The organism is Micromonospora noduli, assembly GCF_003264365.1.
GTDB lineage: Bacteria > Actinomycetota > Actinomycetes > Mycobacteriales > Micromonosporaceae > Micromonospora > Micromonospora noduli.
Genome location: NZ_PYAK01000034.1, coordinates 33,348 through 59,357, shown reverse-complemented (window position 1 = coordinate 59,357; position 26,010 = coordinate 33,348). Strand labels below are relative to the sequence as shown.

Annotated in this window: 25 protein-coding genes; 11 read left to right on the top strand and 14 right to left on the bottom strand. The window is 73.0% G+C overall.

Annotated features, from left to right (window positions below):
- Window positions 1-73: 73 nt before the first annotated feature.
- The 3 genes from GUI43_RS22735 to GUI43_RS22725 all read right to left on the bottom strand — a co-directional run bounded on the left by GUI43_RS22735 (window position 74) and on the right by GUI43_RS22725 (window position 2,593).
- Window positions 74-1,264 (bottom strand): mechanosensitive ion channel family protein, encoded by a 1,191-nt coding sequence (locus GUI43_RS22735; RefSeq protein ID WP_112583448.1) that lies wholly within the window; start codon window positions 1,262-1,264, stop codon window positions 74-76.
- 82 nt (window positions 1,265-1,346) lie between these two features.
- A complete protein-coding gene (locus tag GUI43_RS22730) occupies window positions 1,347-2,168 on the bottom strand; it encodes a DUF1206 domain-containing protein (RefSeq protein WP_112583392.1) in 822 nt (273 codons plus the stop codon).
- Between the two features lie 59 nt (window positions 2,169-2,227).
- The gene (locus tag GUI43_RS22725; RefSeq protein ID WP_112583393.1) at window positions 2,228-2,593 is read right to left on the bottom strand and encodes a hypothetical protein; all 366 of its coding nucleotides are present in this window, start codon (window positions 2,591-2,593) and stop codon (window positions 2,228-2,230) included.
- Window positions 2,594-2,689: 96 nt separating this feature from the next.
- Here GUI43_RS22725 and GUI43_RS22720 point away from each other — a divergent pair, with 96 nt between their 5' ends.
- On the top strand, window positions 2,690-3,916 hold the full coding sequence (locus GUI43_RS22720; RefSeq protein WP_112699747.1) for a cysteine desulfurase-like protein: 1,227 nt from the start codon (window positions 2,690-2,692) through the stop codon (window positions 3,914-3,916).
- A complete protein-coding gene (locus GUI43_RS22715) occupies window positions 3,913-4,200 on the top strand; it encodes a GNAT family N-acetyltransferase (protein ID WP_112583395.1) in 288 nt (95 codons plus the stop codon). The genes GUI43_RS22720 and GUI43_RS22715 overlap by 4 nt, the downstream gene beginning before the upstream one ends.
- Before the next feature lie 9 nt (window positions 4,201-4,209).
- Here the strand turns inward: GUI43_RS22715 and GUI43_RS22710 are convergent, their stop codons facing one another.
- Window positions 4,210-5,700: a glycoside hydrolase family 3 protein gene (locus tag GUI43_RS22710; RefSeq protein WP_112583396.1), complete on the bottom strand. Its 1,491-nt coding sequence runs from the start codon at window positions 5,698-5,700 to the stop codon at window positions 4,210-4,212.
- 217 nt (window positions 5,701-5,917) lie between these two features.
- Here GUI43_RS22710 and GUI43_RS34960 point away from each other — a divergent pair, with 217 nt between their 5' ends.
- From GUI43_RS34960 to GUI43_RS22695, 4 genes are all read left to right on the top strand, one after another.
- On the top strand, window positions 5,918-6,043 hold the full coding sequence (locus tag GUI43_RS34960) for a hypothetical protein (RefSeq protein ID WP_255750123.1): 126 nt from the start codon (window positions 5,918-5,920) through the stop codon (window positions 6,041-6,043).
- A 99-nt stretch (window positions 6,044-6,142) separates the two neighbouring features.
- Window positions 6,143-7,093, top strand: a complete 951-nt coding sequence (locus tag GUI43_RS22705) for a TIGR03557 family F420-dependent LLM class oxidoreductase (protein ID WP_112583397.1) — start codon at window positions 6,143-6,145, stop codon at window positions 7,091-7,093.
- Between the two features lie 102 nt (window positions 7,094-7,195).
- Complete coding sequence (locus GUI43_RS22700) at window positions 7,196-8,827, top strand: RecQ family ATP-dependent DNA helicase (protein ID WP_112583449.1); 1,632 nt, start codon at window positions 7,196-7,198, stop codon at window positions 8,825-8,827.
- A gap of 88 nt (window positions 8,828-8,915) precedes the next feature.
- The gene (locus tag GUI43_RS22695) at window positions 8,916-9,419 is read left to right on the top strand and encodes a hypothetical protein (protein ID WP_091401689.1); all 504 of its coding nucleotides are present in this window, start codon (window positions 8,916-8,918) and stop codon (window positions 9,417-9,419) included.
- Here GUI43_RS22695 and GUI43_RS22690 read toward each other — a convergent pair.
- Window positions 9,409-10,998, bottom strand: a complete 1,590-nt coding sequence (locus GUI43_RS22690; RefSeq protein WP_112583398.1) for an MFS transporter — start codon at window positions 10,996-10,998, stop codon at window positions 9,409-9,411. The genes GUI43_RS22695 and GUI43_RS22690 overlap by 11 nt on opposite strands.
- Before the next feature lie 82 nt (window positions 10,999-11,080).
- On the opposite strand from GUI43_RS22690, the gene GUI43_RS22685 reads away from it, so the two are divergent.
- The gene (locus GUI43_RS22685) at window positions 11,081-11,842 is read left to right on the top strand and encodes a TetR/AcrR family transcriptional regulator (RefSeq protein WP_112699746.1); all 762 of its coding nucleotides are present in this window, start codon (window positions 11,081-11,083) and stop codon (window positions 11,840-11,842) included.
- Between the two features lie 9 nt (window positions 11,843-11,851).
- A complete protein-coding gene (locus GUI43_RS22680; RefSeq protein WP_112699745.1) occupies window positions 11,852-12,886 on the top strand; it encodes an AraC-like ligand-binding domain-containing protein in 1,035 nt (344 codons plus the stop codon).
- A 155-nt stretch (window positions 12,887-13,041) separates the two neighbouring features.
- Here GUI43_RS22680 and GUI43_RS22675 read toward each other — a convergent pair whose 3' ends face one another.
- The 8 genes from GUI43_RS22675 to GUI43_RS22640 are packed head-to-tail and all read right to left on the bottom strand — an operon-like array spanning window position 13,042 to window position 21,720.
- Complete coding sequence (locus GUI43_RS22675) at window positions 13,042-14,025, bottom strand: DNA topoisomerase IB (protein WP_112583401.1); 984 nt, start codon at window positions 14,023-14,025, stop codon at window positions 13,042-13,044.
- Window positions 14,009-14,962 carry a glycosyltransferase family 9 protein gene (locus tag GUI43_RS22670; RefSeq protein WP_112699744.1) on the bottom strand — a complete coding sequence of 318 codons (954 nt, stop codon included), beginning with the start codon at window positions 14,960-14,962 and terminating at the stop codon, window positions 14,009-14,011. The genes GUI43_RS22675 and GUI43_RS22670 overlap by 17 nt, the downstream gene beginning before the upstream one ends.
- Window positions 14,959-15,660, bottom strand: a complete 702-nt coding sequence (locus GUI43_RS22665) for an SDR family oxidoreductase (protein ID WP_112583403.1) — start codon at window positions 15,658-15,660, stop codon at window positions 14,959-14,961. Before GUI43_RS22665 ends, GUI43_RS22670 begins: the two co-directional genes overlap by 4 nt.
- Window positions 15,657-17,117 carry a PfkB family carbohydrate kinase gene (locus GUI43_RS22660; protein ID WP_112699743.1) on the bottom strand — a complete coding sequence of 487 codons (1,461 nt, stop codon included), beginning with the start codon at window positions 17,115-17,117 and terminating at the stop codon, window positions 15,657-15,659. Before GUI43_RS22660 ends, GUI43_RS22665 begins: the two co-directional genes overlap by 4 nt.
- 40 nt (window positions 17,118-17,157) lie before the next feature.
- Window positions 17,158-17,874, bottom strand: a complete 717-nt coding sequence (locus GUI43_RS22655) for a D-sedoheptulose-7-phosphate isomerase (protein ID WP_112583450.1) — start codon at window positions 17,872-17,874, stop codon at window positions 17,158-17,160.
- Window positions 17,871-19,088: a glycosyltransferase gene (locus tag GUI43_RS22650; RefSeq protein WP_112699742.1), complete on the bottom strand. Its 1,218-nt coding sequence runs from the start codon at window positions 19,086-19,088 to the stop codon at window positions 17,871-17,873. Before GUI43_RS22650 ends, GUI43_RS22655 begins: the two co-directional genes overlap by 4 nt.
- A complete protein-coding gene (locus GUI43_RS22645) occupies window positions 19,073-20,047 on the bottom strand; it encodes a glycosyltransferase (protein WP_112699741.1) in 975 nt (324 codons plus the stop codon). The genes GUI43_RS22650 and GUI43_RS22645 overlap by 16 nt, the downstream gene beginning before the upstream one ends.
- Window positions 20,044-21,720: an HAD-IIIA family hydrolase gene (locus GUI43_RS22640; RefSeq protein ID WP_112602191.1), complete on the bottom strand. Its 1,677-nt coding sequence runs from the start codon at window positions 21,718-21,720 to the stop codon at window positions 20,044-20,046. The genes GUI43_RS22645 and GUI43_RS22640 overlap by 4 nt, the downstream gene beginning before the upstream one ends.
- Window positions 21,721-21,894: 174 nt before the next feature.
- Between GUI43_RS22640 and GUI43_RS22635 the strand changes: the two genes are divergently transcribed.
- The 3 genes from GUI43_RS22635 (at window position 21,895) to GUI43_RS22625 (ending at window position 24,236) form a co-directional block, all read left to right on the top strand.
- Complete coding sequence (locus tag GUI43_RS22635) at window positions 21,895-22,323, top strand: SRPBCC family protein (RefSeq protein WP_341866358.1); 429 nt, start codon at window positions 21,895-21,897, stop codon at window positions 22,321-22,323.
- The gene (locus GUI43_RS22630) at window positions 22,320-23,321 is read left to right on the top strand and encodes an SDR family oxidoreductase (RefSeq protein ID WP_112699740.1); all 1,002 of its coding nucleotides are present in this window, start codon (window positions 22,320-22,322) and stop codon (window positions 23,319-23,321) included. The genes GUI43_RS22635 and GUI43_RS22630 overlap by 4 nt, the downstream gene beginning before the upstream one ends.
- Window positions 23,322-23,468: 147 nt before the next feature.
- A complete protein-coding gene (locus GUI43_RS22625) occupies window positions 23,469-24,236 on the top strand; it encodes a polyprenol monophosphomannose synthase (protein WP_091402208.1) in 768 nt (255 codons plus the stop codon).
- 137 nt (window positions 24,237-24,373) lie between these two features.
- Here the strand turns inward: GUI43_RS22625 and GUI43_RS22620 are convergent, their stop codons facing one another.
- The gene (locus tag GUI43_RS22620; protein WP_112583410.1) at window positions 24,374-25,981 is read right to left on the bottom strand and encodes a phytoene desaturase family protein; all 1,608 of its coding nucleotides are present in this window, start codon (window positions 25,979-25,981) and stop codon (window positions 24,374-24,376) included.
- Between the last annotated feature and the right edge of the window lie 29 nt (window positions 25,982-26,010).

Genomic DNA, 26,010 nt, shown 5'->3' with positions numbered 1-26,010 from the left:
CGCACCCACCCGTCAACTCCATGATCGTCGGGGGTCTGCCGGCGGGGCGGGCAAGGGCGACGCGGGACGAGGGCTATTGGGGGCGGGTTTCTTCGGGGCCCACGAAGGCTTCGCTGCGGGCGTCGCCGTCGTCGCTGCCGCCGAAGACACGGGCGTCGTCGGGTGCCTCGGTGTCGGACTGGCGGCGGGCCGGTCGCCTCGGCTGCACCCACTGCCAGGACAGGTTGCTGTTGGAGTCGCCCAGCTCGGTACGTAGCCGGGGCATCGCGGTCGGGCGGTTGTCCCGGATCCAGGCGACCAGGTGCTCCCGGACGAGGCAGCGCAGGTCCCACAGGCTGCCCGCGTCGGCGGCGCTGACCAGCGCGCGCAACCGCACCGTCCCGCCGGTGGCGTCGGTGACCTGGAGGACGCAGACCCGCCCGTCCCACAGCTCGGTGCCCTCGACGAGGCGGCGCAGCTCCTCGCGCATGGTTTGCACGGGTACCGCCCAGTCGACGTCGAATTCGGCGGTGCCGAGCACCGCCGCCTCGGTCCGGGTCCAGTTCTGGAACGGCTTGCTGGTGAAGTACGAGGTGGGCAGGATCAACCGGCGGTCGTCCCAGATCTGCACCACGACGTAGCTGAGGGTCAGCTCCTCGATGCGACCCCACTCCCCCTCGACGACGACGACGTCGTCGAGCCGGACGGCGTCGCTGAAGGCGAGCTGGAGGCCGGCGAAGACGTTGCCGAGCAGGCTCTGCGCGGCGAGCGCGGCCACCACACCGACCACACCGGCCGAGGTCAGCACACCGGCGCCGATGCCCCGCACGCTGGGGAACGTCATCAGCATCACGCCCACGGTCAGGATGACGATCACCGCGATGGTCAGTCGGCGCAGCATCACCACCTGGGTCCGTACCCGCCGGGCGTGCCGGTTGTCCGGTACGTCGACCCGGAACCGGGCCAGCGCGGTGTCCTCCACGACGACAAGCAGGCAGGCGACCAGCCAGGCCACCGTGGCGATGACGCCGAGGATGAGCAGGTGTAGCAGCAGCCGCCGCCAGCTGTCGCCGACCGCGTACCCGGTGGTGAAGCGGACGGCGAACTGCACGGCCAGGACCGTTCCGGCGACCTGGAACGGGCGGTGCGCGTGGTCGGTCAACTCGGTCAACAGCAGTGACCGGCGGCCGAACCGCCGGGTCAACCGGTGGACGATCTCGACCAGGAAAAGGGCGACCGCCGCCGCGACGAGCGCGGCGACGGCCGTTTCGAGATAGTTCTGCACGATTTCGTAGCTTCCCTTCGACCAGGCGTCGGGCACTTCGGGCAAAAGCCCAAGAGTGCCCGTCCACCCGGGAATCGACCAGTCAGACCTTGCGGTACCGGGACTGGAGGAAGCAGTAGACGCCGAAGGCGGCGATGCCGAGGGCGACCAGGGTCAGCAGGAACGTGCCATACGACTGCTCCTGCAGCAGGTGCAGCGCGGCGTCCAGACCACGGGCCTTCTCCGGGTCGTAGTTCACCGCCGCCACGATGACCAGCAGACCGGCGATGCCGTACGCGACACCCTTGGCGATGTATCCGGCCATGCCCAGCCGGCGGGCGAGCTGGCGGGTCTTCGGGCTCATCTCGCCGGTCTTGAGGTGCTTCTCGAACTTCTTCCGGGCTCCGTAGATGATCAGGCCGATGCCGATCGCGGCGACGACCAGCCCGGCCAGGCCGACCAGCCAGCGGCCACCGCTGGAGGTCATCAGCTTGCCGGTCAACGCCTCCTGCTGGTCGGCGCTGTTCGACCCGGCGTCCTTGAAGACCTTGAAGGCGGTCCAGGCGAAGTAGAGGTAGACGATGGTCCGGCCGGCCGAGGCGAGCCGTTCCATGAGCCGCTCCTTGTCGCGCTCGGCGCGGTGCCCGACCGCCGCCTCCAGCGCCTGCCAGATCGCCATCGCGAGCAGGCCGACCGCGACGGCGATGACCAGGAACTTGCCGAGGGGCTGTGCGGAGAGGGTACGCAGCGCGCCGGACTGGTCGCCGTCGTCGGACGACGTGCCGAACGCGATCTGCAACGCCAACCAGGCGAAGAGGAGGTGGACGATGCCGTAGCCGATGAAGCCGGCCCGGGCGAGGAGTTCCAGCCACCGGCTGTCCGCCGTACGGGAGGCGGTGGCTTCGGCGCTACGGGTGAGTGACATGGCGTCACAATCTCCGATTCGGAAGATTCCCAAACGTCGGCCACCGCCGCCCGCCCAGGTCAGCTGCCCGGGTTGCGTGAAACGCGAATCTTGACCTGCTGGTCGGTCACGCTGTCCAGGGTGACAGCGAAGCCCCCCGCCTCGGCGGCCTGCTGGCCGGTGGTGAGGGTGAGCTGCTCACCGGCGACCTCGACGGTCACCTGGTCACCCTCGGCGCCGACCAGTTTGGCCTCGACGCCCAGGATGGTGGCGCTGGCGTCGACACCCCGCTCGAAGGTGACGGTGCAGGCGTCCAGCCCGCAGTCGGTGGAGGCGCCCTGGGAGCTGCACCCGGCGAGCACGGCGAGGCCGAGTGCCAGACCGGCGAAGAGACCGGCGGCGCGGCGGACGGGGGAAATGGGCATGGTGGCGGGTCGGTTCGTCACCTCGCCAAGAGTACGAGACATCCGCGAGGTCGCCGCCGAACGGTGATCACCTGGCGGCCGGGCAGGGTACGTGGAGCACCGGCTAGGGTCCGGGACATGCCGTTCGACATTGCCCGCACCCGGGCCGCGTACCCCGCCCTGACCGAGGGCTTCGTCCACTTCGACGGTGCCGGCGGCACCCAGACCGCGGCCGGTGTGATCGACGCGGTCACCGATGCCATGCGGTCGGCGGTCGGCAACCGCAGCGCCGCCAACGTGGCGGGCCGCCGGTCGTTGGAGCTGGTGGCCCAGGCCCGCTCGGCGGTGGCCGACCTGCTCGGCGCCGACCCGGCCGGTGTGGTGCTCGGCCCGAGCGCGACCGCGCTGACGTACACCCTGGCTCGCACGCTCGGCGCGGCCTGGCGCCCGGGTGACGAGGTCGTGGTCTCCCGGCTCGACCACGACGCGAACGTGCGGCCGTGGGTGCAGGCCGCCGAGACGGCCGGCGCGACGGTGCGCTGGGCCGAGGTCGACCGGCACACCGGTGAGCTGCCCGCGGCCCAGTACGCGGACCTGGTGGGTGAGCGGACCCGGTTGGTAGCGGTCACCGCCGGCAGCAACGCCATCGGCACCATGCCGGACGTGCCGGCGATCGCCAAGATCGCGCACGCGGTCGGCGCGTTGGTCTACGTCGACGGCGTGCACTCGGTTCCGCACGGGCCGACCGACCTGGCCTCGCTCGGCGCCGACGTGCTGGTCACCAGCGCGTACAAGTGGTCCGGCCCGCACCTGGCGGCGATGGTGGCGGACCCGGCCCGGTGGGCGGCGTTGCGCCCGGCGAAGCTGGTGCCGTCCTCCGACGCGGTGCCGGACCGGTTCGAGTACGGCACGCCGAGCTTCCCGCTGCTGGCCGGCGTGGCCGCGGCGGTGGATCACCTGGCGGGGCTGGACCCGGACGCGGTCGGGGACCGGCGGGCCCGGCTGCGGGCCGGGCTGGCCGCCGCCCAGGCGCACGAGGAGGCGCTACTGGACCAGCTGCTCGCCGGGCTGGCACAGCGGCCGGCGATCACCGTCTACGGTTCGCCGGCGCGGCGCTGCCCGACCGTCTCGTTCCGGGTCGCCGGGATGTCCCCGGCGGCCGTCCAGGAGGCGTTGGGCGCTGCCGGTTTCTGCCTCTCCGTCGGCGACTACTACGCCTACGAGTACTTCCAGCTCATGGGTCTGCGCGACAGCGGCGGCGCGGTGCGGGCCAGCATCTACCACTACAACACCGCCGACGAGGTGGACCGGTTGCTCGGCGAACTCGACGCGCTGGCCGACCCGGCGGGGAGAATGGCCGGATGAGCACCCTGGTCGAGGACAACCCGGCGAAGCACCGCTTCGAGATCCTGGTCGACGACGCGCTGGCGGGCTTCACCGCGTACCTGCCGCGCGGCGAGGTCCTGGTCTTCACCCACACCGAGGTGGACCGGGGCTTTCAGGGCAAGGGGGTGGGCGGCGCGCTGGTCCGCGGCACCCTGGACGAGCTCCGGGCACGCGGCACGACAGTGGTGCCGCAGTGCCCCTTCATGTCCGCGTTCATCGACAAGCACCCCGAGTACGCCGACCTGGTCGCCGACCTCCCGTAGGGCGGGCCGTCAGCGGGCGCCGGTGAGCACCTCGGCGGCAGCCTGTCCACTGGCCCGGGTGGCGCCGTGGGTGGCCAGGTGCACCGCCCCGTTGACCAGCTCGGGCACGCCCAGCTCGACCACGACGGCGTCCGGCCGGGCGGCCAACGCGCGGTGCACGGCGGCGCGCATCCAGTCGTGCCGATGCTGGTCGCGGACAACCAGGACCAGCGGGCGGCTGCCGGCACCGGCGCCCGGGTCAGCCGGCACATCGGGTTCGGCGTAGCGGACCGTGCTGGTGCCGGGCAGCAGCTCGGTCAGCGGTCCGCCGATGCCCCACGGGGTCTCGGCGCCGATGGCGATGTTGCGCAGCGGCTCGAACTCGACGACGTGTGCCGCGCGGGTCAGGGGCAGCGCGACCGTCGTGCCCGGGGCGGCGGTGACCCGGACGGCCCGACGGGCGGCGACCAGACCGACGTCGGTGGCGGCGCGCGCTCCGGCCGAGCCGGCGCTGCGGGCGGCCACCGTCCAGGCGGCGAGTTGACCGACGCGCTTGGCGGCCTCGGCGAGGCGTTCCTCGGGCAGTTCACCGGAGACGACGGCGGCCACGATGGCGTCGCGCAGCTCGCGGGCGGCCTGTTCGTCGGCCCGTTCGCCGCCGATGCAGATGGCGTCGGCCCCGGCAGCGAGTGCGCGGACCGTCGCCCCGGCGAAGCCGTACCGGTCGGCGACCGCGCGCATCTCCACCGCGTCGGTGACCACCACGCCGGAGAAGCCCAGCTCGTCGCGGAGCAACCCGCCCAGGATGCGCTGACTCAGCGTCGCTGGCAGGTGCGGGTCGAGGGCGGGCACCAGCAGGTGACCGGTCATCACCGCCTGCACGCCGGCGGCCACGGCGGCGCGGAACGGGGCCAGTTCGCAGGCGTCCAGCCGGTCCCGGTCGGCGGTGATCCGGGGCAGGTCGTGGTGTGAGTCGACACGGGTGTCGCCGTGTCCGGGGAAGTGTTTGGCGCAGGCCGCGACGCCGCCGGCCTGGAGCCCGCGAACCCAGGCGGCGGTGTGCCGCGCGACCAGCACCGGGTCGGCACCGAAGGAACGGACGCCGATCACCGGGTTCGCCGGATTGGAGTTGACGTCGGCGTCCGGGGCGTAGTTCAGGGTGATTCCCGCCGTGGCCAGCTCGGCGCCGAGGTCCCGGGCGACGGCTTCGGTCAGCTCCGGGTCGTCGACAGCGCCGAGGGCGAAGTTGCCGGGCCGGGAGCTGCCGTGCACCGACTCCAGTCGGGTGACGTCGCCGGCCTCCTCGTCGATCGCCACGATGACGTCCGGCCGTTCCGCACGCAGCGTCGCGGTGAGCGCGGCCACCTGCTCGGTGTCGACGACGTTGCGGGCGAAGAGCACCACCGAGCCGAGACCCTCGCCGAGCCAGCGGCACACCCATGGTGGTGGGGTGGTGCCGACGAAGCCGGGTTGCAGGACGGCGGCGGCGAGCGCCGAGAGGTGCCCGTTGGCAGTGGTCACTCCGCCCCCTCGCAGTGATCGATGTCGATCACCGGCGACGGTGCGCCCCCGTCGACCCGCTGGTTGCGCTCGCTCATGCGGCCCCCGTACCCCATCTCTCGCGCGCCCTCGGCGCACCGCCACCGGCAGGCGGTCCTGCCATGGTCACACTGAGCGATTCAATAGTCAATAAACCTTACAGTTGCCTGGCGGCCCGCTCTCCGGGGAGAGTGCGGGGATGGATCCCGTCCTGCTGGCCGACGCGACGAGCCCGGCCGACATCCCCGGCGTACGCCTGCTCGGCCTGGTGGTCGGCGCCCTGCTGCTCCTCGCCGCGATCCGGGCGATGTTCGGTCGACGCTGAGCGACCGCGCCGATCCGGGCCCGACGGGCCGGGTGTGGTCGACCGCGACCGGGGTACGGCTCTCCCCATCAGCAGGTTCGCGTGCCGAAGGGGTAAGCCATGAAGATCGGTTATTTCCTGTCCAGTGAGGAGTTCACGCCAGCCGAGTTGCTGGAGCAGGCGCGCGGCGCCGAACGGGCCGGCTTCGAGGCGCTGTGGATCTCCGACCACTACCACCCCTGGGTGGACGCACAGGGCCAGAGCCCGTTCGTCTGGTCGATGATCGGCGCGCTCAGCCAGGTCTGTTCGCTGCCGGTGACCACGGCGGTGACCTGCCCGACAGTGCGGATCCACCCAGCCGTGATCGCTCAGGCGGCGGCGACCAGCGCGGTGCTGCACGGTGGGCGGTTCGTGCTCGGCGTCGGCACCGGCGAGGCGCTCAACGAGCACATCTTCGGCGACGCCTGGCCGCAGGCCGACGTCCGGCTGGAGATGCTGGAGGAGGCCGTCGAGGTGCTGCGCGCGCTGTGGGGCGGCGGCTTCGTCAACCACCACGGCAAGCACTACACAGTGGAGCAGGCCCGGATCTACACGCTGCCCGACACTCCCCCGCCGATCTACGTCTCCGGCTTCGGGCCGAAGTCCATCGACCTGGCCGCGCGGATCGGTGACGGCTACGTGAGCACCATGCCCGACGGCGAGATGGTCCGGCGCTTCCGCGAGAACGGCGGCGGCGACAAGCCGTGCCAGGCCGGCTTCAAGGCGGCGTACGCCGACAGCGAGGACGAGGGCATGCGCATCGCGTACGAGCGCTGGCCGAACGCGGGGGTGCCGGGTGAGCTGTCCCAGGTGCTCCCCTCACCGCGCCACTTCGAGCAGGCCGCCGAGCTGGTCAAGCCGGAGATGGTCAGGGACGCGTTCGTCTGCGGCAACAGCGTCGACGCGCACCTGGAGATGATCGACAAGTACGCCAAGGCCGGCTTCGACGAGGTGTACGTGGCCAACACCGGCCCGCACTACCAGGGTCTGTTCGACCTCTACCAGCGCGAGGTCCTGCCCCGGCTGCGCTGAGTAGCGGATCGGCGAGCCGCCGTCGCGGGCATGGCGGGTGCCCCGCCTGTGATCGTCCGAACGCGTTTCGGCGGTCACGGGCTCGGGTACCTCCGGCCCTCGATGAAACTGTCCACGCACTCGATGACGTTGCGCCGCGCGGCCCGCAGCCTTTTCGGCTGGAAGGCGCTACGGCCCAACCAACTGGCCGCCATGCGCGCCGTGATGAAGCGGCGAGACGCCCTGGTGGTGTTGCCCACCGGAGCCGGCAAGTCGGCGATCTACCAGATCCCGGCCAGCCTGATCCCCGGCCCCACCGTGGTGATCTCCCCACTGCTGGCCCTTCAGCAGGACCAGATCGCCTCCCTCAACGAGCGGCAACGCCCGGAGCTGCGGGCGGTGCGGATCAGCTCGAACGAGTCGCCCACCCAGCAGGCCGAGGCGATCACCGAGATCCGCGAGGGCCGGGCGGAGTTCCTCTTCATCACCCCGGAACAGCTCAGCAACCCGGACCGGATGGCCGAGGTCGCCGAGCTGAAGCCAGCCCTGGTGGCGATCGACGAGGCGCACTGCATCTCGGCGTGGGGGCACGACTTCCGCCCCGACTACCTGGCGCTCGGGCACCTCATCGACGGCATCGGTCGGCCGCCGGTGGTCGCGCTGACCGCCACCGCCTCCCCTCCGGTACGCGACGACATCATCGCCCGGCTGCGGCTGCGCGACCCGGAGGTGGTGGTCTCCGGGCTGGACCGGCCGAACCTGTTCGTCGAGGTAGCGCACTGCCCCACCGAGGACTACCGGTGGCGGCGACTGATCGCGCTGCTGAGCGACGACGAGCGACCCGGGATCATCTACGTGCCCACCCGCCGTGCCGCCGAGGAGCTGGCCACCCGGTTGACCGACGCCGGCTACCCGGCGCAGTTCTACCACGGTGGGATGGCGGCCGGCGCACGCCACGAACTGCACGAGGCGTTCCTTGCCGACCAGGTGCCGATCATGGTGGCGACCTCGGCGTTCGGCATGGGCATCGACAAGCCGAACATCGCCTGGGTGGTGCACATGGCGCTGCCCGACTCGCCGGACAGCTACTTCCAGGAGATCGGCCGGGCCGGCCGCGACGGGCAACCGGCCCGGGTGCTGCTGCTCTGGCAGGCCGAGGACGTCGGCCTGCAACGGTTCTTCAGCGGCGGCCTGCCCGACGTCGACGAGCTGCGCGACCTGGCCGCGCTGCTGCGCAAGAAGCCGGCCACCAAGACCGAGCTGCGCGAGACCACCGGCCTCGGGCCGCGCAAGCTGGGCCAGTACCTCTCCCTGTTGGAGCAGGTCGGTGCGGCCGAGCCGCGCGCCCGGCAGCGCATCGGCGCGCCCCGTTACTCCCCCGCCCCGACCGACGCCGCCGCGGCGGCGCTGGCCGAGGCGGAGCGCCAGCAGACGGTGACCCGGTCCCGCACCGACATGATGCGGGCCTTCGCCGAGACCACCGCCTGCCGTGGGCAGACGTTGCTGGCCTACTTCGGCGAGCAGATGACGCAGGTCTGCGGCCACTGCGACAACTGCCACAACGGCACCAGCGTGGCCGACCAGGGCGCGGTCGGGCCGTTCCCGGTGCACAGCCAGGTGCGGCACCCGGAGTGGGGGTCCGGCATGGTGCTCTCCTACGAGGAGGACAAGATGACCGTTCTCTTCGAGGAGGTCGGGTACAAGACGTTGTCGGTGCGCGTGGTGTCCGAACAGGGCCTGCTGACCCTGGACTAGCCTGACCCGGGTGCCGCTTTCGGGCCCGGTGGATCGAGCAAGCAGAGCACCGATTGACCAAGCAGAGCAGGGCGGAAGGGGCATTGCCGTGATCGAGCAGCCGGCGTACACCGGTTTCGGTTTCTCCGACGGGGAGTGGGGGTTGCTTGTCGGCCTGCCGCAGTCGGTGCTGACCGCGGCGAGCGCCGCCGAGTCCGACGGCACCCGCCGGACCATGGCGGAGAACGCGGCCGGGTTGGAGACCATCGCCGCCGGCCGGGAGTCGGCCAGCCCGCTGGTCGCCGCCGTGGCCGGGGAGATCGTCACCCGGGTCGGTGACCCGGACACCGGCGAGGAGTTGCCGGTCATCGCGCCCTCCGACCCCGGGGCGTACATCGACGACGTGCTGCTGCGGGCCGGCGAGGCCGGCGCGTTGCTGGCGGCGCGGGTCGACGAGGGTGAGGCTGGCGCGTACAAGCACTGGCTCGTGAAGATCGCCGAGCAGGTGGTGGGCGCCGCGTCCAGCGGTGGGCTGCTGGGCATCGGTGGCGAGTCGGTCAGCGACTCCGAGCGGCGTTTCCGCGACCGGCTCGCGCACGTGCTCATCGACTGATCGACGACAACGAGGTATCGGCCGGACCGGTCGGCTCGACGGCCAGCGCCGTGGGGTCGGCCGGTCGGACGCCGCGCAGCGCGAGAAGCGCGGTGACCCCGCCGAGCAGCATCACCACCATGGCGGCGTACGCGGCCAGGTGCAGCCCGTCGGTGAACGCGACGCCGGCGGCGTGCCGCACCGCGTCAGCCAGCTCCGCCGGCAGCCCTTGGGCGACCGCGAGCGCACCACCCAGGGTCTCCCGGGCCACGGCGGTGGTGTCGGCGGGCAGCCCGGCCGGCAGTCCGTCGACGATCTCGCGGCGGTAGACCGCCGCGCCCACGCTGCCCAGGATCGCCATTCCCAGCGCACCGCCCAGCTCGCTACTGGACTCGGTCAGCGCCGACGCGACACCCGCCTGCTCGGGCGGCGCCGCGCCGAGGACCAGCTCGGTGACGAGGGACATCACCATCACCAGGCCGCCCGCGTAGACACTGGCGCCGACGAGCAGCAGCCACAGCGGCGTCTCCGGGGTGACCTGGGTCAACACCACGAAGCCGACCACTGCGATGCCGAACCCCGCACCGATCAGGTACGCCCGTTCGACGCGCTGGGCCAGGGCGGCCGCGGCCGGCGCGACTCCGCCCACGGCGAGGGACGGCACGAGGCTCCACAGCGCCGCCCGTAGCGGGCTCAGGCCGAGCACCAGTTGAAGGTGCTGGGTGGTGAAGATGGCGAAGCCGACGATGGCGAACATCGCCAGCAGGTTGACCGCGAGCGACCCGGCGAAGCCGCGACGGCGGAACAACGCAAGGTCGACCATCGGGTACGCCCTGGTCCGCTGCCGGTGCAGGAAGAGCGCCCCCACCAGCAGACCGGCGACGATGGCGAGGACCCGCACCGGGCTGAGGCCGTCGCGGGCCATCTCCTTGATGCCGTAGATCACCGGCAGCAGCGCGCCGAGCGACAGTGCCGCGCTGATCAGGTCGAACCGCCCGGTCGCCGGGTTGCGGAACTCGGGCACCAGGAGCGGCACAAGCAGGAGCAGCATCAGCATCGCCGGGATGTTGATCAGGAAGATCGAGCCCCACCAGAAGTGCTCCAGCAGGATCCCGCTGAGCACCGGGCCGATGGCGATGCCACCGGTGAGGGTGGCGGTCCAGATGCCGATGGCGGTCCCGCGCTGCTTGGCGTCGTGGAACATGTTGCGCACCAGGGCGAGCGTCGAGGGCATCAGGGTAGCCCCACCGACGCCGAGCACCGCACGCGCGGCGATCAGCGTCGCGGTGCTGTCGGCGTACGCGGCCAGCAGCGACGCCGCGCCGAACGCGGTGGCGCCGATCAACAGGAGCCGGCGTCGGCCGATCCGGTCACCCAGAGCGCCCATGGTGATGAGCAGCCCGGCCAGCACGAAGCCGTAGATGTCGAAGATCCAGAGCTGTTCAGTGGCGGTGGGACGCAACTCCGCGCTGATGAACGGGACGGCGAAGTAGAGCACCGACACGTCCATCGAGACCAGGAGCAGCGGCAGCATCAGCACCGTGAGCCCGATCCACTCCCGTCGGCCCGCTCGCGGTGCCGGTGTGGTGGTGATCGTCATGGTCAGTTCCTTTTCTGCGTAGGGCGTACGCTGTTATGCGTAGACCATACGCAGAACTAGGATGGCGGGGCAAGGAGGAAATGTGGCGGCGAAGACAGACGGCAGCGGTCCGGTAATCCCAGCGGCCATCGAGAGCGCGTGGGGGCTGCGGGAGCGGCCACCCAAGGGCCCCCGGCCGGGAATGAGCGTGCCCGCCATCGTGGACGCCGCCGTACGCGTGGCCGACGCCGACGGCCTCGCGGCCGTCTCGATGAGCCGGGTGGCCAAGGAGTTGGGCGCCGCGACCATGGCCCTCTACCGGTACGTCGGCTCGAAGGACGAGCTGCTGATGCTCATGGTCGACACCGGGTACGGCCCCTCCCCCGGCCCACCCGCCCCGGAGGACGACTGGCGCGCCGGCCTCACCCGGTGGGCCTGGGCCGAGCACAAGGTGCTGCGGCAACGGTCCTGGCTGCTGCACGTGCCGATCAGCGGCCCACCGATCACCCCGCAGCAGCTCGGTTGGATGGAGGACGGGCTGCGCTGCCTCGACGGCACCACCCTCGGCGAGGGCGAGAAGATGTCGGTGCTCCTGCTGATCACCGGGTACGTCCGCAACGAGGCCACCCTCACCTCGCAGATCGCCGAGGGCAGCCGGGCCGCCGGCGTCGACCCCAGCGAGATGATGCCGGCGTACGGTCGACTGGTGGCCCGGCTCATCGACCCGGCCCGTTTCCCCGCGCTGCACCGGGTACTGAGCGCCGGTGTGCTCTACCAGGACGACGACCCCGACGACGAGTTCGTCTTCGGCCTGGACCGGATCCTCGACGGCGTCGAGGCGCTGATCCAACGCCGGGCGGGCTGAGGGAGCCCCATGCTGCCGAGAGACATCATCGACACCACCGTCCTGCCACCCGGCGAACGGTTCGGCATGTGGCTGGACCTGGTCGCACGCACCTCGGTGCCGCTGCGCATCCAGTCCGCGCACAGCGACGACTTCGCCGCCCGCGCCAATTTCATCGCGCTCGGCCCGATCCAACTGGCGCAGTACGAATACCCGTCCCTGGACGCCACCCGGACCCCGAAGCTGGTCCGTCAGTCCGACCCGGAGCTGTACATCCTCGCCCTCACCACCGGCGGCATCGGCACGTCCAGCCAGGACGGTCGCCGCAGCGAGATCCTGGCCGGCGAGTTCACCTTCTACGACGGGTCCCGCCCGCACGACGTCTGCCACCACGCCACCGAGCCGGACCGGGACCAGGCCACCTCGATCGTCACGATGATCCCGCACGCCGCCCTGCCCCTACCGCCGCAGCGGATGGCCGCGCTCTACGGCGGCCGGATGTCCGGCAGCGAGGGGATCGGGGCGCTGCTGGCGCAGTTCCTGCTCCAGGTGACCGGGCACCCCGAGCAGTACCATGCCGCCGACGCCAGCCGGCTCGGCGCGGTGGGGCTCGACCTGGCCACCACAATGCTCGGCCGGCACCTCGTCGCCGAGGACGCCGTGCCCACCGAGGTCCGCCGCCGGGCGCTGCTCACCCAGGTGCAGTCGTACATCCACCGCCACCTCGGCGAGGCGACACTCGGCCCGCAGGTCGTGGCCGACGCCCACCACATCTCGGTGCGGTCCCTGCACCGGTTGTTCGAGGCCGAGGACGTCACTGTGGCGTCGTACATCCGGGATCTGCGGCTGGCCCGGTGCCGGCGCGACCTGGCCGACCCGGCGCTGCGCACGCAGCCCGTGCAGACCGTGGCGGCGCGGTGGGGTTTTTCCGACAAGGCCCACTTCAGCCGGGTATTCCGGGCCGCGTACGGCACCACCCCGCAGGAACACCGCGACAGTGGTTCGGATTTGGCGCGGATCGTCAACCGCCAGGCGTCCACGGTCAACTCGCTGCCGGCAGACTGACACCAACGCGGCCGGCCGCCACCTGGTGGGCCGCCAACGGGGGCCGTGGCGAGGCGCCCGCCGCGCGAGCGGCGGGCGGCCGCCCGGTGGCGCCCCACTGACGCCCGAGGCTCCGGCTCCGTCGCGCTTCCCCCCAGAACCGCCGACGGGGCCGGTCAGGCCCCCTCCAGCAGCTTCAGGACGACCTGCTCCGCCTCCTCGCGAGGCGCCTGCGGGTCCACCGACGCCACCACCCCGTCGTGGTAGAGGTCGACCACCCGGGGGTCCACGTACGACGCGCGAGCCACCGTCGGCGTGTTGCCCAGCAGCTCCGCCACCTCACGCATCACGGCGACCACCGCCTTCCGCCGGGCGGTCATCGAGCGGGCCGGGCCGACGGTGGCCAACTCGGTGGCCGCGAGCACTGTGGCGTGCCAGGTACGGAAGTCCTTCGCGGTCATCTCCCCACCGCTGGCGTCGCGCAGGTAGCCGTTGACCTCGTCGCTGCGCACGTCGCGCCACTCCCGGCCGTCCCAGTAGCCGAACAGCCGCTCCGCCCGTCGCCGACGACGGCGCAGATCCACCAGCACCTGGCACAGCTCCGGGTCCTCGATCCGGCGTACCTGCTCGATGCCTCCCTTCGCCGGAAACACGAACACCACGCAGCCGCGCCGGGACCGGGCATGCTCGGGGCGCAGGGTCGCCACCCCGTACGTCGGGTCGTCGCCGTTCGCGTACTGGTCGCTGCCGACCCGGAACATCCCCATGTCCAGCAGTCGGGTCACCGTCGCCAGCACCCGGTCCCGGCCCAGCCCACGGCCGTCAAGGTCGCGCCCCACGCGCTCGCGCAGCGCCGGCAGCCGCCGGGCCACCTCCAGCATGTGGTCGAACTTCGCCTCGTCCTGCTTCTCCCGCCACCGCGGGTGGTAGATGTACTGCTTTCGCCCGGCCGCGTCGATCCCGATCGCCTGGATGTGCCCGTTCGGGTGCGGCGCGATCCACACGTCCTGCCAGGCCGGCGGGATGACCAACTCCCGCAGCCGGGCCAGGACATCCGGATCCCGCACCGGAGCCCCGGACTGGTCGACGAAGAGCCAACCCCGTCCGCGCCGACGCCGTCCGTACCCCGGTCGACCCGGGTCGCTACGCCGCAACCGCACCGGAGACCCGCACCACCCTCTCCACCTCGGCCACGGCGGCCAGCACCTCGTCAAGGCGCAGAGCCGCCATCGTCGGGTGGCTTCCTACCCCGTCCCACCTGGGCCAATCCGCCTCGCCGGCCCAGAGCACCCGGTGCCGCGGCCGATCCGGTGGAGGCCCCCAGTGCGCCGGTGGCACCGGCCCGAAGAGGACGACCGACGGGGTGCCGTACCCGGTGGCCAGGTGGGCGACCCCGGTATCCCCGCTGACCACCAGCCGGGCGTCGGCCACCAGCGCGGCGAGCGCGCCGAGGTCGGTCCTGCCGGCCAGCACGGCGTCCGAGCTCAGGCCCGCCGCCTCCGCCACCCGGGCCGCCAACGCCCGTTCGTCGGCCGAGCCGGTGAGCAGCACCCGGTGCCCCTGGTCGGTCAGCGCCCGGGCCAGCGCGGCGAACCGCTCGGCGGGCCACCGCTTGGCCGGGATCTTGCTGCCCGGGTGCAGCACTGTGACACCGCTGGGCAGCCCCGCCGCCCCGGGCCGACGCAGGCTGAGGTCGGCGCGGTCGGCCGGGATGTCGTACCAGGACAGCAGCCGGCACCACCGGTCCACCTCGTGCTCGTCGACGGCCCAGCGCGGGCCGTCGGCGCAGCCGGCGTCCGGGCTGGCGAAGGCGAGCAGCCGACCGGGCCGGGTTGCCGCGAGCAGCCGGTGCGACTGCGGGCCGCGCCCGTGCAGGTTGACCGCGACCCGCGGGGCCGACCCCACCCGGAGAGGGCGATCCAGCCCGGCGGTGTCCACCAGCCGGTCGACGCCACCGACCAGGTCGACCAGCGGGGCCAGCCAGCCGGGCGCGGCGAGCGCCAGCTCCCGCGACGGGTACGCGGCCCGCAGCGCCCGCAGCGCGGGCACCGCGGTCACCAGATCGCCGACGCCGAGGGCGCGCAGCACGAGGATCACGGGTACGAGGTCTCCTGCTCGGCGCAGACCACCATCTCGCGCACCGCGCAACCGGGCGGCTGGTTGAGCGCGAACATGATCGCGGCAGCGGTGTCGGCGGGCTCGTTGAGGTTCGCGTCCGGCCCCGGCTTGTACTGCGGGTCACGTTCGTCGAAGAACGCGGTACGCATCCCACCCGGAATGAGCAGGGTGACGCCGACCTGACCGGCCAGCTCGGCGGCGAGGGCTCGGGTGAACCCCACCACGCCGAACTTCGCCGCGCAGTACGCGGTGGCGTCACTGACCGCCTTGACGCCCAGGGTTGAGGCGACGGTGACGATGCGGCCCCGGGAGGTCAGCAGGAACGGCAGCGCGGCCCGGATCACCGCCGCGGTGGCCAGCAGGTCGACGGCGACGATCCGGTCCCAGGTCTCCCCCGGCAGGTCGCCGAGTCGACCCGGCACGTCCGTGCCGGCGGCGGTCACCACCGCGTCCAGGCCACCGGCCTGCTCGGCGAGGTGCTGGGTGGCCACCTCGGCGGCTCGCGTGTCGGCCAGGTCGCACTCGGTCCAGGACACCCCGTCGGCCGGCGGTTGCCGGTCCAGCACGAGCGGTCGGCCACCGGAGGCGGCCACCGCGGCGACCACCGCCGCGCCGAGGCCGCTGGCGCCGCCGGTGACCAGGACGGTGGGCCCGGCGCCGGGCCGCGTGGCGGTCATCGGGTCCGCTCCGCGAGCGTGCGGACGATCAGGTCGGTGGTGGAACGACCGTCCAGGTAGGGCACCACCACGGTGTTCCCACCCCAGCGGCGCAGGACCTCCGCCTCCGGCAGGGTGACGCTCGCGTCCCCACCGCCGGTGGCGTAGTCGCCGCCCTTGACCCACACGTCGGGGCGTACCCAGGACAGCGCCGTCTCCGGGGTCGGCTCGTCGAAGATGAGGACCGCGTCGACGCAGCTCAGGGCGGCCAGCAGTCGGCTGCGGTCAGCTTCGGACTGCACCGGCCGATCCGGCCCCTTCAACCCGGCCACGCTGGCGTCGGAGTTCAGGCAGACGATGAGGCAGTCGCCGAGCTGCCGCGCCGCCTCCAGGGTGGCCACGTGCCCGGCGTGCAGCAGGTCGAAGCAACCGCCGGTCGCCACCACAGTGCCACCCGCGGCGTGTACCTCACCCAGGAGCGTGGCGACAGCTGCGACTCCCACCCGGTCGGCCACCGCACCACCTCGTGGTGCCGGCTGGAGGGCTCGCGGCCCCGGCGCACTCCTGGCCCGCACCGTAGGCGCCGATGGAGGCAGCACCGTAGCCACTCCCCCACCGGCCACGTACGCGGACGCCTCGGCGACCGCCACCTGCACCGCCTCGGAGACCAGCGCGCCCTGGGCCAGTGCGAGGCTGGCCGCCGCCGCGAACCGGTCGCCGGCACCGCAGGTGTCCCCCTCGGCGCTACCCGGCGTCGGCACCACCAGCGGCGTGGACCCGGCGTGGCAGAGCAGCGCACCGTCGCCGCCCAGCGTCACAGCGACCGCGCCGGCGCGCCAGCGCCGTCGTAGCCCCTGGGCGCCGCGGGACGCGGTGGCAAGTCGGGAGGCCCCGGGCAGCGCGGGGACCAGCTCGCGCACCTCGGACTCGTTCGGGGTGGCCAGGTGTACGCCGGGCACGGCTGCCGGGCCGCGCGGATGCGGGTCCCACACCACCGGTGCGCGGGTGGCGGCCAACGCGTCGCGCAGCGCGGGCTGCCGGGCCACCCCCCGGCCGTAGTCGCTGACCAGCACCGCCGACGCCGCGGCGATCACCCGGAGCACCTCGTCGGAGGGCTGACCCGGCTCCCCGGACGCCCCGCCCCGGTCGTGGCGCAGCAGCACCCGCCCCCGGGCCCGCAGCCGGATCTTCTCCGGCGTCGCACCGGAGAGGGCCAGGGGATACACCTGCACGCCGGCGGCGGCGAGCAGCGCGCTCAGCCGGGCCCCGCCGGCGTCGTCGGCGAGCGCGGTCACCAGCACCACCTCGGCGCCCTGCGCGGCGGCGAACACCGCCGCCAACCCGGCGCCCCCCGGTCGGTCGGTGGCCACGGTCTCGTCGAGCACCGGCACCGGGGAATCCGGGCAGAGCCGGTTCACCACACCTTCCACATCCCGGTCGAGCAGGGTGTCCCCGAGCACCACCACCGGTCCCCTCACGCTTGCCTCCTCATCGTCACGCGTCGACCTGCTGTCCGACTCACGCGTCGACCTGCTGTCCGGGCCCGCCGTCGAGCACCACCTCGACCCCGGTGCGTACCGGCGCGGAAGGCAGCCGACCGGCCGGTGCGGGCTCCCCGGGCCCGGGGTGGACGACCGCCGGATCGGCGACTGCCGCCAGCGCGGCGGGCAACTCCTGTTCGAGGTACTCGCAGAGCAGATGACTGGTCACCAGGTGCAGCTCCTGGACGACCTGGGTGTCCGGGGACGCGACGGCCAGCACGTCGTCGCAGGCGTCGGCGAGCGGATTGGGCGCGGTGCCGGTGAGCGCCCAGGTGGTCACCCCGACGTCGCGGGCGGCCTGCGCGGCGGCGACCAGGTTGGGGCTGGTTCCGCTGGTGCTCAGCAACAGCAGGATGTCGCCCGGGCGGCCGTGGGCGCGCACCTGGCGGGCGTACACGTCGGTGTAGCCGTAGTCGTTGGCGATGGCGGTGAGCGCGCTCGTCTCGGCGTGCAACGCGATCGCGGACAGCGGCTGGCGGTCGTCGTGCAGCTTGCCCACCAGCTCGGCGGTGAGGTGCTGGGCCTCCGCGGCGCTGCCGCCGTTGCCGGCCACCAGCAGGCGCCCCCCGGCGGCCAGCCGGTGGGCCAGGTCCGCGCCCCAGCGCGCCAGCTGTCGCTCACACCGTCGGTACGGCACCAGCGCCGCGGCGAGATTCGTCAGGTGGGTGTCGAGCAGGCTGCCCGTCGGCATCAGGCCACCACCCGGGTCGGCCGGCGCACGGCGGCCACCTCGCTGTAGACCTCGACCAGCCGCTCGGCGGTGGCCGCCCACGAGTACCGCTCCCGGGCCCGCTCACGCGCCGCCGTCGCGTACGCGAAACGCCTGATCCGGTCGTCGAGCAGCCCCTGGATCGCGGTGGCCAGGGCGTGCGGGTCCCGGGCCGGCACGAGGTCACCGGTCGTCCCGTCGACCACTGTGTCCCGGATGCCGCCCACTGCCGTGCCGACGACCGGAACCCCACAGGCCATCGCCTCCAGCGGGGTCAACCCGAACGGCTCGTACCAGGGCGCCGCGACCAGCAGGTCCGCCGAGCGGTACCAGCGGCCCATCTCCTCCCGGGGCACCGCGCCGACCAGGTGCACCCGATCGGCAACCCCGCACGACTCCGCGAGGGCCCGCAGCCGCCGGGCGTACGGGTCGGTCTCCAACAGCCCCTCGGGCGGGCCGCCGACGACCACGCACTCGGCGTCCGGGACCAACGCCATCGCGCGGATCACGGTCTGGAAGCCCTTGCGCTCGACCAGCCGACCCACGGTGAGGATGCGGGCCCGCCCCGGTTCCCGGTCGGCGGCCGGTCCGAGCGGGGCGAAGGTGGCGAGGTTGACCCCGGAGGGCACCACTGTCATCCGGGACCGGGGCACACCCATCCGGACCAGTTCGCCCACCTCGTCGCGGCACTGCGCGACGATCCGGTCCACCGAGCGGCCCAGCTCCCGCTCGTAGGAGACCCGTCGGGCCGGGCTGGTGTCCTGCACACCCTGGTAGCGGCGCTTCACAGTGCCCAGCGCGTGGTACGTCTGCACCACCGGCACCCCGGTCTGCCGGCCGGCGCTCAGCCCGGCCAGGCCGCTCATCCAGAAGTGCGCGTGGATCACCTCGGGCACCCAGTCGCCGCCGCGCCACCGCTCGATCAGCCAGTTGCTGAACTCCCGCATGTGCGGCAGCAGCGCGTCCTTGGCCACCGGCTCGGCCGGGCCGGCCGGCACGTGCACCACGTCGTACCCGTCCGGGCTGCGGACGGTCACCGGCAGGTCGGGCGCGTCGCGGCGGGTGTAGACCCGCACCTCGTGCCCGGCGGCGGCGAGCGCGGCGGACAGCTCCGCGACGTGGGTGTTCTGGCCGCCGGCATCCTCCCCTCCGAGGACGGCGAGCGGGCTGGCGTGCTCCGAGATCATCGCGATCCGCATACTTCCTCCTCCAGCAGCCGGTCCCAGTCAGCGAGGAAACGGTCGAGGCCGTACCTGTCGCGCGCGGCGGTTCGCGCCGCCGCTCCGGCCTGCCGCGCGGTAGCCGGTTCGGCGATGAACCGGCGGGCGGCGTCGAGCAGGGTGTCGGTCCGGGTGGCGAGCGCCCCCGCCTCCGGGGGCACCGCCATCACCGCCTCGGTGGTGGCGAGCGCGACGACCGGCATGCCGATCGCCATCGCCTCGATGAGGCTGAGCCCGAGGGAGGTCCACCGGCACAGATGCAGGTACGCCCGCCGGCGAGCCAGTTCGGTGTGCATCCGCTCCTGGGGCACGTCATCGTGGCTGGTCAGCCGGTCGGCGGGCAGCCCGAGGTGGTCGGCCAGGCCGGCGACGCCCATGCCGAAGACGTCCAGCGGCGCGATCTCGGCGAACTGGGGCAGCAGGTCGGTGCCGGTGACCCGACCTCGCCGTACCGGCTCGTTGATCACCACGGCGAGTCGGTCCAGCTCCCCGGTGTAGGACGCGGAGGGAGCGACGATGCCGTGGTCGACCACTGTGGAGCGCGTGGCGCCGGTGTCCCAGAAGATCTGGTTGAACCCGGTGACGTGGGCGATGAGCAGGTCGTCGCGGTCGGCCATCGGGTGGCGGGTGTTCGGCACGTCGCCCTTGGGGGTGTTGTGCTCGACGTAGATCGCCGGAAGGTCGCGACCGGGGCGGCGACGAAGCCACTGCTCGGCCCGGTCGATCTCCTCGGGGCGTTGCAGGATGACCAGGTCGACGTCAGCGCTCGGCAACTCCCCCGGGCTGACCTCGACAGCGCTGTCCGGCCACGGGTAGGTGCGGGCCCGGCCGAGGCCGTACGGGCCGCGGTCGGGTGTGGTGGGAATCAGGTAGCGATGGCTGCCGTGCACGAACGACGTGGTCCAGGAGCCGTGCACGTGCCAGAGCAGGATGTTCATCGGCCGCCACCACCGCTGACGGCGAGAGTTCGCAGCGCGTCGACCACGTCGCCCGGGTCGACGCCGCTGAGGCAGGGGTGCCCGGGGACCGGGCAACTGGCCGCCCGGGTGTCCCGGCAGGGAGCGGCGGCGTCGCCGAGCCGGACGGTCGGCACCCGGTAGGGCCCCCACTGGCCGAACGGGACGGTCGGCGCGAAGAGACTCACCACCGGCACACCGGCGGCGGCCGCCAGGTGCGCGGGCCCGGTGTTGCCCACCACCACCGCGCTGGCGTCCGCGACGATAGCGGCCAGCCCGGCCAGGTCGGTGCGGCCGCCCAGGTCGGTGCCGCCGGCCGCGGCGACCCGGGCGGTGACCGCGCGCTCGTCCGGGCCGCCGGTCACCAGCACCCGGTGCCCGGCGTCGGCCAGCGCCCCGACGATCCGGGTGGCCACCTCGGGCGGGCAGGCCCGGCTCGACGCGGCCGACCCGGGGTGCAGCACCACGTACCCCGGATCGCCGAGGTCGGCCGGGCGCGGCGGCACGGCGTCTCGGCGCAGCCGCAGGACCGGTTCGTCGCCGTGGGGCAGCCGGTGGCCGGCGGCGGCGGCCAGGGAAAGGGCACGTTCGGGTTCGGGGACGCCCACCGGCACCCGGTGCCGGATGTCCAGCAGCGAGCCCGGATAGTCGTCGCTGATCGCCGCGATCCGGTGGACCCCCGCCATCCGCAACAGCAGCGCCAGCGGCAGGGCGGACTGGTGGAACGAGGTGAACACCACCGCCTGGTCCGCGCCGACCGCACCCAGCCGCGCGGACAGGCTCCGCATGGCCTCCGGGTCGACCGGCCCCGGCGCGGGGTCGATCCACGGCAGCGGATGCTCGATGATCTCGTCGACGCCGGGCAACAGGTCGGCGGCGGCCCGACCACGCGGCCCGCACAGCAGCACCACCCGCTCCGCTCCAGCCGCGACGGCGCGGATCGCCGGGCCGGTGACCAGCACGTCACCCGCCGAATCCGAGCGGACCACGAGCGCCGTCCGTACCGGTTCGGTGGTCGGGGTCGAGGGCTGCACAGCCTGTTGGCGGCGCAGGATCTCCGCCACCGCCGCCGGCAGATCGGTGGCCACCCACCCGGCGGCGACGACCTCCTCCGGCCGGGTCACCGGGGTGGGCACCAGCACCCCCGCGGCCCCGGCGGCCATGGCGGCGCCGACGTCCCGGCCGATGTCGCCCACGAGTACGCAGCGGGACGGCGTCGTGCCCAACTCTCGGGCGGCGGCGTACACCAGGCCCGGCGCCGGCTTGCGGCAGTCACAGCCGTCGGCGTCGTCGTGCGGGCAGACCAGCCACGCGTCGAACCGGCCCAGCAACTCCTCGACGCGGGCGTGCACGGCCCGCATCTGCTCACCGGTGAAGTAACCCCGGGCCAGGCCCGACTGGTTCGTGACGACCGCCAGCCGCAGCCCGGCCGCGCGCAGCCGGTCCAGCGCCGCCCGAGCGCCCGGCACCGGCCGCACCTTCTCCGGGTCGCCGTTGTACGGCACGTCCTCGATCAGGGTGCCGTCGCGGTCCAGCAGCACCGCGTCGTAGAGCACCGCTCGGGGGCTTGCGACAGACCCGGAACCGGCGCGGTCAGCAGCGGCGTACACCTGGGCTGACCTGCGCTGATACGGATCCTCCTGGTCCTGTCGCACAGCCGGCGGGTTCCCTGCGCCCCGAGGAGTAAACGTCGTCGTGGAGGCGGTGGGCCAGCGCCGCCAGCGATGCCCCGGGTCGGCCTTACCCGCCGTCTGAGAGAAGCTAACCAGGTCAGCCGTTAGCCCGTGCCGTGCTCCGGGTATGGGATACCGGTGGCGATTGTGGAGAAAGTGATTGACGCTTCCCCGCAGCAGGTGTTCGACGTGCTCGCGGACGGATGGACGTACAGCGACTGGGTGGTCGGCACGACACACGTACGCGACGTGGACGACGCCTGGCCCCGGGTGGGCAGCCAACTGCACCACAAGGCCGGGCCGTGGCCGTTCTCCTTGCAGGACGCCTCGACGGTGCTGGTCTGCGAACCGCCGCACCGGCTCGTGCTGAAGGCCGGTCTCTGGCCGGCCGGCGAGGCGATCGTGGCCTTCACGCTGGAGCCGGTCGGCGAGAACGCCACCCGCATCCGGATCGGGGAGGATTTCGCCGCCGGCCCGCTGCGCTGGGTCCGCAACAAGGTCAACGATCTGGTGCTGCACCTGCGTAACCGGGAGACCCTGGACCGCCTCGCCGACATCGCCACCCGGCAGAAGGGGTCACCGTGACGCAGACCGTGGTGGTGACCGGGGCGAGCGCCGGCGTCGGTCGGGCCGTCGCCCACGCGTACGCGGCGCGCGGCGCCCGGCTGGCGCTGCTGGCCCGGGGCGAGGCGGGTCTGGTCGCCGCCGAGCGGGAGTGCCGACTGCGCGGCGCGACCGACGTGCGGGTGTACCGGGTCGACGTGGCCGACGCGGGCGCGGTGCAGCAGGCCGCCGACGACGTGGTGCACCGGTGGGGCGGCATCGACGTGTGGATCAACAACGCGATGGCGTCGGTGTTCGCGCCGGCCTGGGAGATCCCGGCTCGCGAGTTCCGTCGGGTCACCGAGGTCACCTACCTGGGCACGGTGCACGGCACCCTCGCCGCGCTGCGGCACATGCGGGCGCACGGGCGGGGCACGATCGTGCAGGTGGGCTCGGCGTTGGCTTATCGGGGGATCCCGCTGCAGTCGGCGTACTGCGCCAGCAAGCACGCCGTCCAGGGGTTCAACGACTCGCTGCGCGCCGAGCTGCTGCACGACTGCCCGGGGGTGAAGTTGTCAATGGTGCAGCTGCCCGCGGTCAACACGCCGCAGTTCTCCTGGGTCCGCACCCGGCTGCCCCGGCATCCGCAACCGGTACCGCCGATCTTCACTCCGGAGCTGGCCGCCCGGGCCATCGTCTGGGCCGCCGACCGTGGCACCAGGGAGCTGAACGTGGGTGGCCCGACCTGGCAGGCCCGGGTGGGCGACGCCCTGTTCCCCGGCCTGCTGGACCGCAAGCTGGCCCGCGACGGCTACGACAGCCAGCAGACCGGCGAGAAGATCGATCCGGCGACCTGGCGGGACAATCTGGATCACCCCGGCGATGCGGACACGGACCGGGGCACGGCGGGCGTGTTCCGCGAACAGGCGCGGGACCGTTCCGCGGCACTGTGGGTGGGCACGCACAAACCAGCGCTCTCCGGTGTCGCGATCGCCGTCGCAGCGCTCGCCCTCAACGCGGTCGCTCGCCGTCGTCGTTGACCAGCGAGCCTCTGACCAGGGCTTCGACGCCTGCGCACGGTGGGTGGCGAGGGTCCGCAACTCCCGGAAGGGGTGCCTCCCTCAGACCGAATGCGGGAACTAGATACCCTTTCCATGACCCTTGTCCGCAAACCGAGGATGACCGACATGATCAAGCCGGTGCAGTTGCCGACGCCGTGGCGGGACGCACGCCTGACCGTCGTGGTGCCCACGTACAACGAGGCGGGCAACCTCCCGGCGCTGGTCGAGCGGCTGCTCGCGCTGCCGCTGCCGGGGCTGCGCATCCTCGTCGCCGATGACAACTCCCCCGACGGCACCGGGGAGGTGGCCGACAAGCTGGCCATCGAGCACCCCGACCGGATCGAGGTGGTGCACCGCGCCGGCAAGGAGGGCCTCGGCCGGGCGTACGTGGACGGGATGACCCGGGCGATCGAGGGCGGCGCCGAGTACGTGGCGCAGATGGACGCCGACCTCTCGCACCCGCCCGAGGCGCTGCCGGGGATGCTCGGCGCGCTGCTCTCCACCCAGGCCAGTGTGGTGATCGGTTCCCGGTACGTCCCCGGCGGCGAGCTGGACGAGAACTGGCCGCTCTACCGCCGGGCGCTCAGTGGCTGGGCCAACCTTTACGTGCACACCCTGCTACGGGTACGTATCCGGGACCTGACCGCCGGCTTCAAGATCTGGCAGGCCGAAGCCCTGCGCGACATCGACCTGGAGCGGGTGCAGTCCAACGGCTACAGCTTCCAGGTGGAGATGCACTACCTCGCCACCAAGCTGGGGCACACCATCCTGGAGGTGCCGATCCGCTTCGAGGAGCGGCGCGACGGCGTCTCCAAGATGACCACCGCGACCAAGGTGGAGAGCGCGCTCATGCCCTTCCGCCTCCGCAGCAAACACCGCAACATCACCCGCTAACCCTCCCCCCTCTCCCCTCCTCTCCCCCCACCCCGCCTGGGTGATCAAGAGGTTTGCGTCAGATCCGCCGACGCTGGCGACGCAAACCTCTTGATCACCGGGAGCCGTGGGGGTGGGGGTGGGGGTGGGGGTGGGAATTAGTCGGGGTAGATGGCGCGGTGGGCGGTGGAGATGGCTGCGGCGTAGGCGCGGCCGGTGAGCGCGCGGTCGCGGGCCAGCGCGGCGCGGGCCGCGTTCGCGCCCGGTGCGCCGTGCACACCGCCGCCGGGGTGCGCCGACGCGCTGGCCAGGAAGAGCCGGTCCACCGGGGTGTCCGCCCGGCCCAGGCCAGGGATCGGGCGCAGGAAGAGCTGCTGGTACGCGGCGGCGGTCCCGCCGCCGAGCGCGCCACCGACCAGGCTCGGATTGCCCTTCTCCAGGTCGGCCGGCCCGGCCACGTGTCGGCCCACGATGAGGCTCCGGAAACCCGGGGCCGCCGCCTCCAGCACGTCCTCCATCCGCTGCACGTGCCCGGCGATCTCCTCGGCCCGCCAGTTCCGCCGGAACGGCAGATGGGTGTACGACCAGAGCGACTCGGTGCCCGGAGGGGAGTGGCTCGGGTCCGCCACCGACATCTGCCCGACCAGCAGGAACGGGTCGCGGGGCAGCTCGCCACGGGCCAACTCGCTGGCGTAGTGGGTGAGCCCGTTCAGGTCCGCGCCGAGGTGCACGGTGCCGGCGCCGGCCACCTGCCGGTTCGTCCAGGGCACCGGCGCGGAGAGCGCCCAGTCCACCTTCAGCGTGGAACCGTCCCACCGGAAGTGCGCCAGGTCCTCCACCAGCCGGGACGGCAGTGCCGCCGCGCCGACCAGGTCGAGGTAGAGCGCCGGCGCCGGCACGTCGGCGAGCACGGCCCTCCGGGCCCGCCACAGCCCGCCGCCGACGGTCCGGACCCCCATCGCCCGGCCCCGGGCGGTGAGCACCCGATCGGCTCGGGCACCGTAGATGATCGTCCCGCCGAGCCCCTGTAGCCGATCCACCAGCGCGTTGGTGATCTGCTGCGCGCCTCCGTCGGGCACCGGCCAGCCGACCTGCTGGCCGAGCATGGCCAGCAGCCAGCCGTACACCCCGGAGCCGGCCTCCTCCGGGGAGAGGTCGGTGTGCAGGGCACAGCCGGCCAGCAGGGCCGGCCCGCCGGGACCGTCGAAGAGTTCGTCGCCAAGTTTGCGGACCGGCACGACCAGGCGCCGCGCGAGTCGCAGCGCGCCGGCGACGCGCAACCGACGCAGGAGGCCCAGCCCGCCGCGTACCGGTGGGAACGGCGAGGTGATCGCCTCCAGCATTGGGTCGGCCACGTCGAGCCAGTCGGTGTACGCGTTGAGCCAGCGCTTACCGTCCCCAGGGGCGAACTGCTCCAGCGACGCTGCCGTGACGTCCGGGTCCCGGTTGATCACCGCGGCTCGACCGTCCGGCAGCAGGTGCGCCAGCACGTCCGGCGAGTGCCGCCAGGACAGCCCGTGTCGACCCAGGTCCAGGCCGCCCAGCACGGGCGAGGCGTACCCGAGGGGGTAGAAAGAGCTGTAGAGGTCGCTGAGGTAGCCGGGTGCGGTGACCTCGGCGGAGCGGACCGCGCCGCCGGGCACCGCTGTCGCCTCCAGCACCACCACGTCCCAGCCGGCGTCGGCCAGCAGGTTGGCCGCCACCAGGCCGTTGTGCCCGGCGCCGACGATGACGGCGTCCGCGCTCTGCGCGGTGGTGGTTGTCATCGGATCCGCCTACCCGGCGCGCAACCGGG

What these genes read in the sequence shown, in the direction of transcription:
- GUI43_RS22730 (WP_112583392.1), bottom strand. Translation starts at nt 2,168, where the DNA reads ATGTCACTCACCCGTAGCGCCGAAGCCACCGCCTCCCGTACGGCGGAC.
- GUI43_RS22720 (WP_112699747.1), top strand. Translation starts at nt 2,690, where the DNA reads ATGCCGTTCGACATTGCCCGCACCCGGGCCGCGTACCCCGCCCTGACC.
- GUI43_RS22645 (WP_112699741.1), bottom strand. Translation starts at nt 20,047, where the DNA reads ATGAACATCCTGCTCTGGCACGTGCACGGCTCCTGGACCACGTCGTTC.
- GUI43_RS22690 (WP_112583398.1), bottom strand. Translation starts at nt 10,998, where the DNA reads ATGACGATCACCACCACACCGGCACCGCGAGCGGGCCGACGGGAGTGG.
- GUI43_RS22625 (WP_091402208.1), top strand. Translation starts at nt 23,469, where the DNA reads ATGATCAAGCCGGTGCAGTTGCCGACGCCGTGGCGGGACGCACGCCTG.
- GUI43_RS22665 (WP_112583403.1), bottom strand. Translation starts at nt 15,660, where the DNA reads ATGACCGCCACGCGGCCCGGCGCCGGGCCCACCGTCCTGGTCACCGGC.
- GUI43_RS22680 (WP_112699745.1), top strand. Translation starts at nt 11,852, where the DNA reads ATGCTGCCGAGAGACATCATCGACACCACCGTCCTGCCACCCGGCGAA.
- GUI43_RS34960 (WP_255750123.1), top strand. Translation starts at nt 5,918, where the DNA reads ATGGATCCCGTCCTGCTGGCCGACGCGACGAGCCCGGCCGACATCCCC.
- GUI43_RS22700 (WP_112583449.1), top strand. Translation starts at nt 7,196, where the DNA reads ATGAAACTGTCCACGCACTCGATGACGTTGCGCCGCGCGGCCCGCAGC.
- GUI43_RS22715 (WP_112583395.1), top strand. Translation starts at nt 3,913, where the DNA reads ATGAGCACCCTGGTCGAGGACAACCCGGCGAAGCACCGCTTCGAGATC.
- GUI43_RS22705 (WP_112583397.1), top strand. Translation starts at nt 6,143, where the DNA reads ATGAAGATCGGTTATTTCCTGTCCAGTGAGGAGTTCACGCCAGCCGAG.
- GUI43_RS22620 (WP_112583410.1), bottom strand. Translation starts at nt 25,981, where the DNA reads ATGACAACCACCACCGCGCAGAGCGCGGACGCCGTCATCGTCGGCGCC.
- GUI43_RS22650 (WP_112699742.1), bottom strand. Translation starts at nt 19,088, where the DNA reads ATGCGGATCGCGATGATCTCGGAGCACGCCAGCCCGCTCGCCGTCCTC.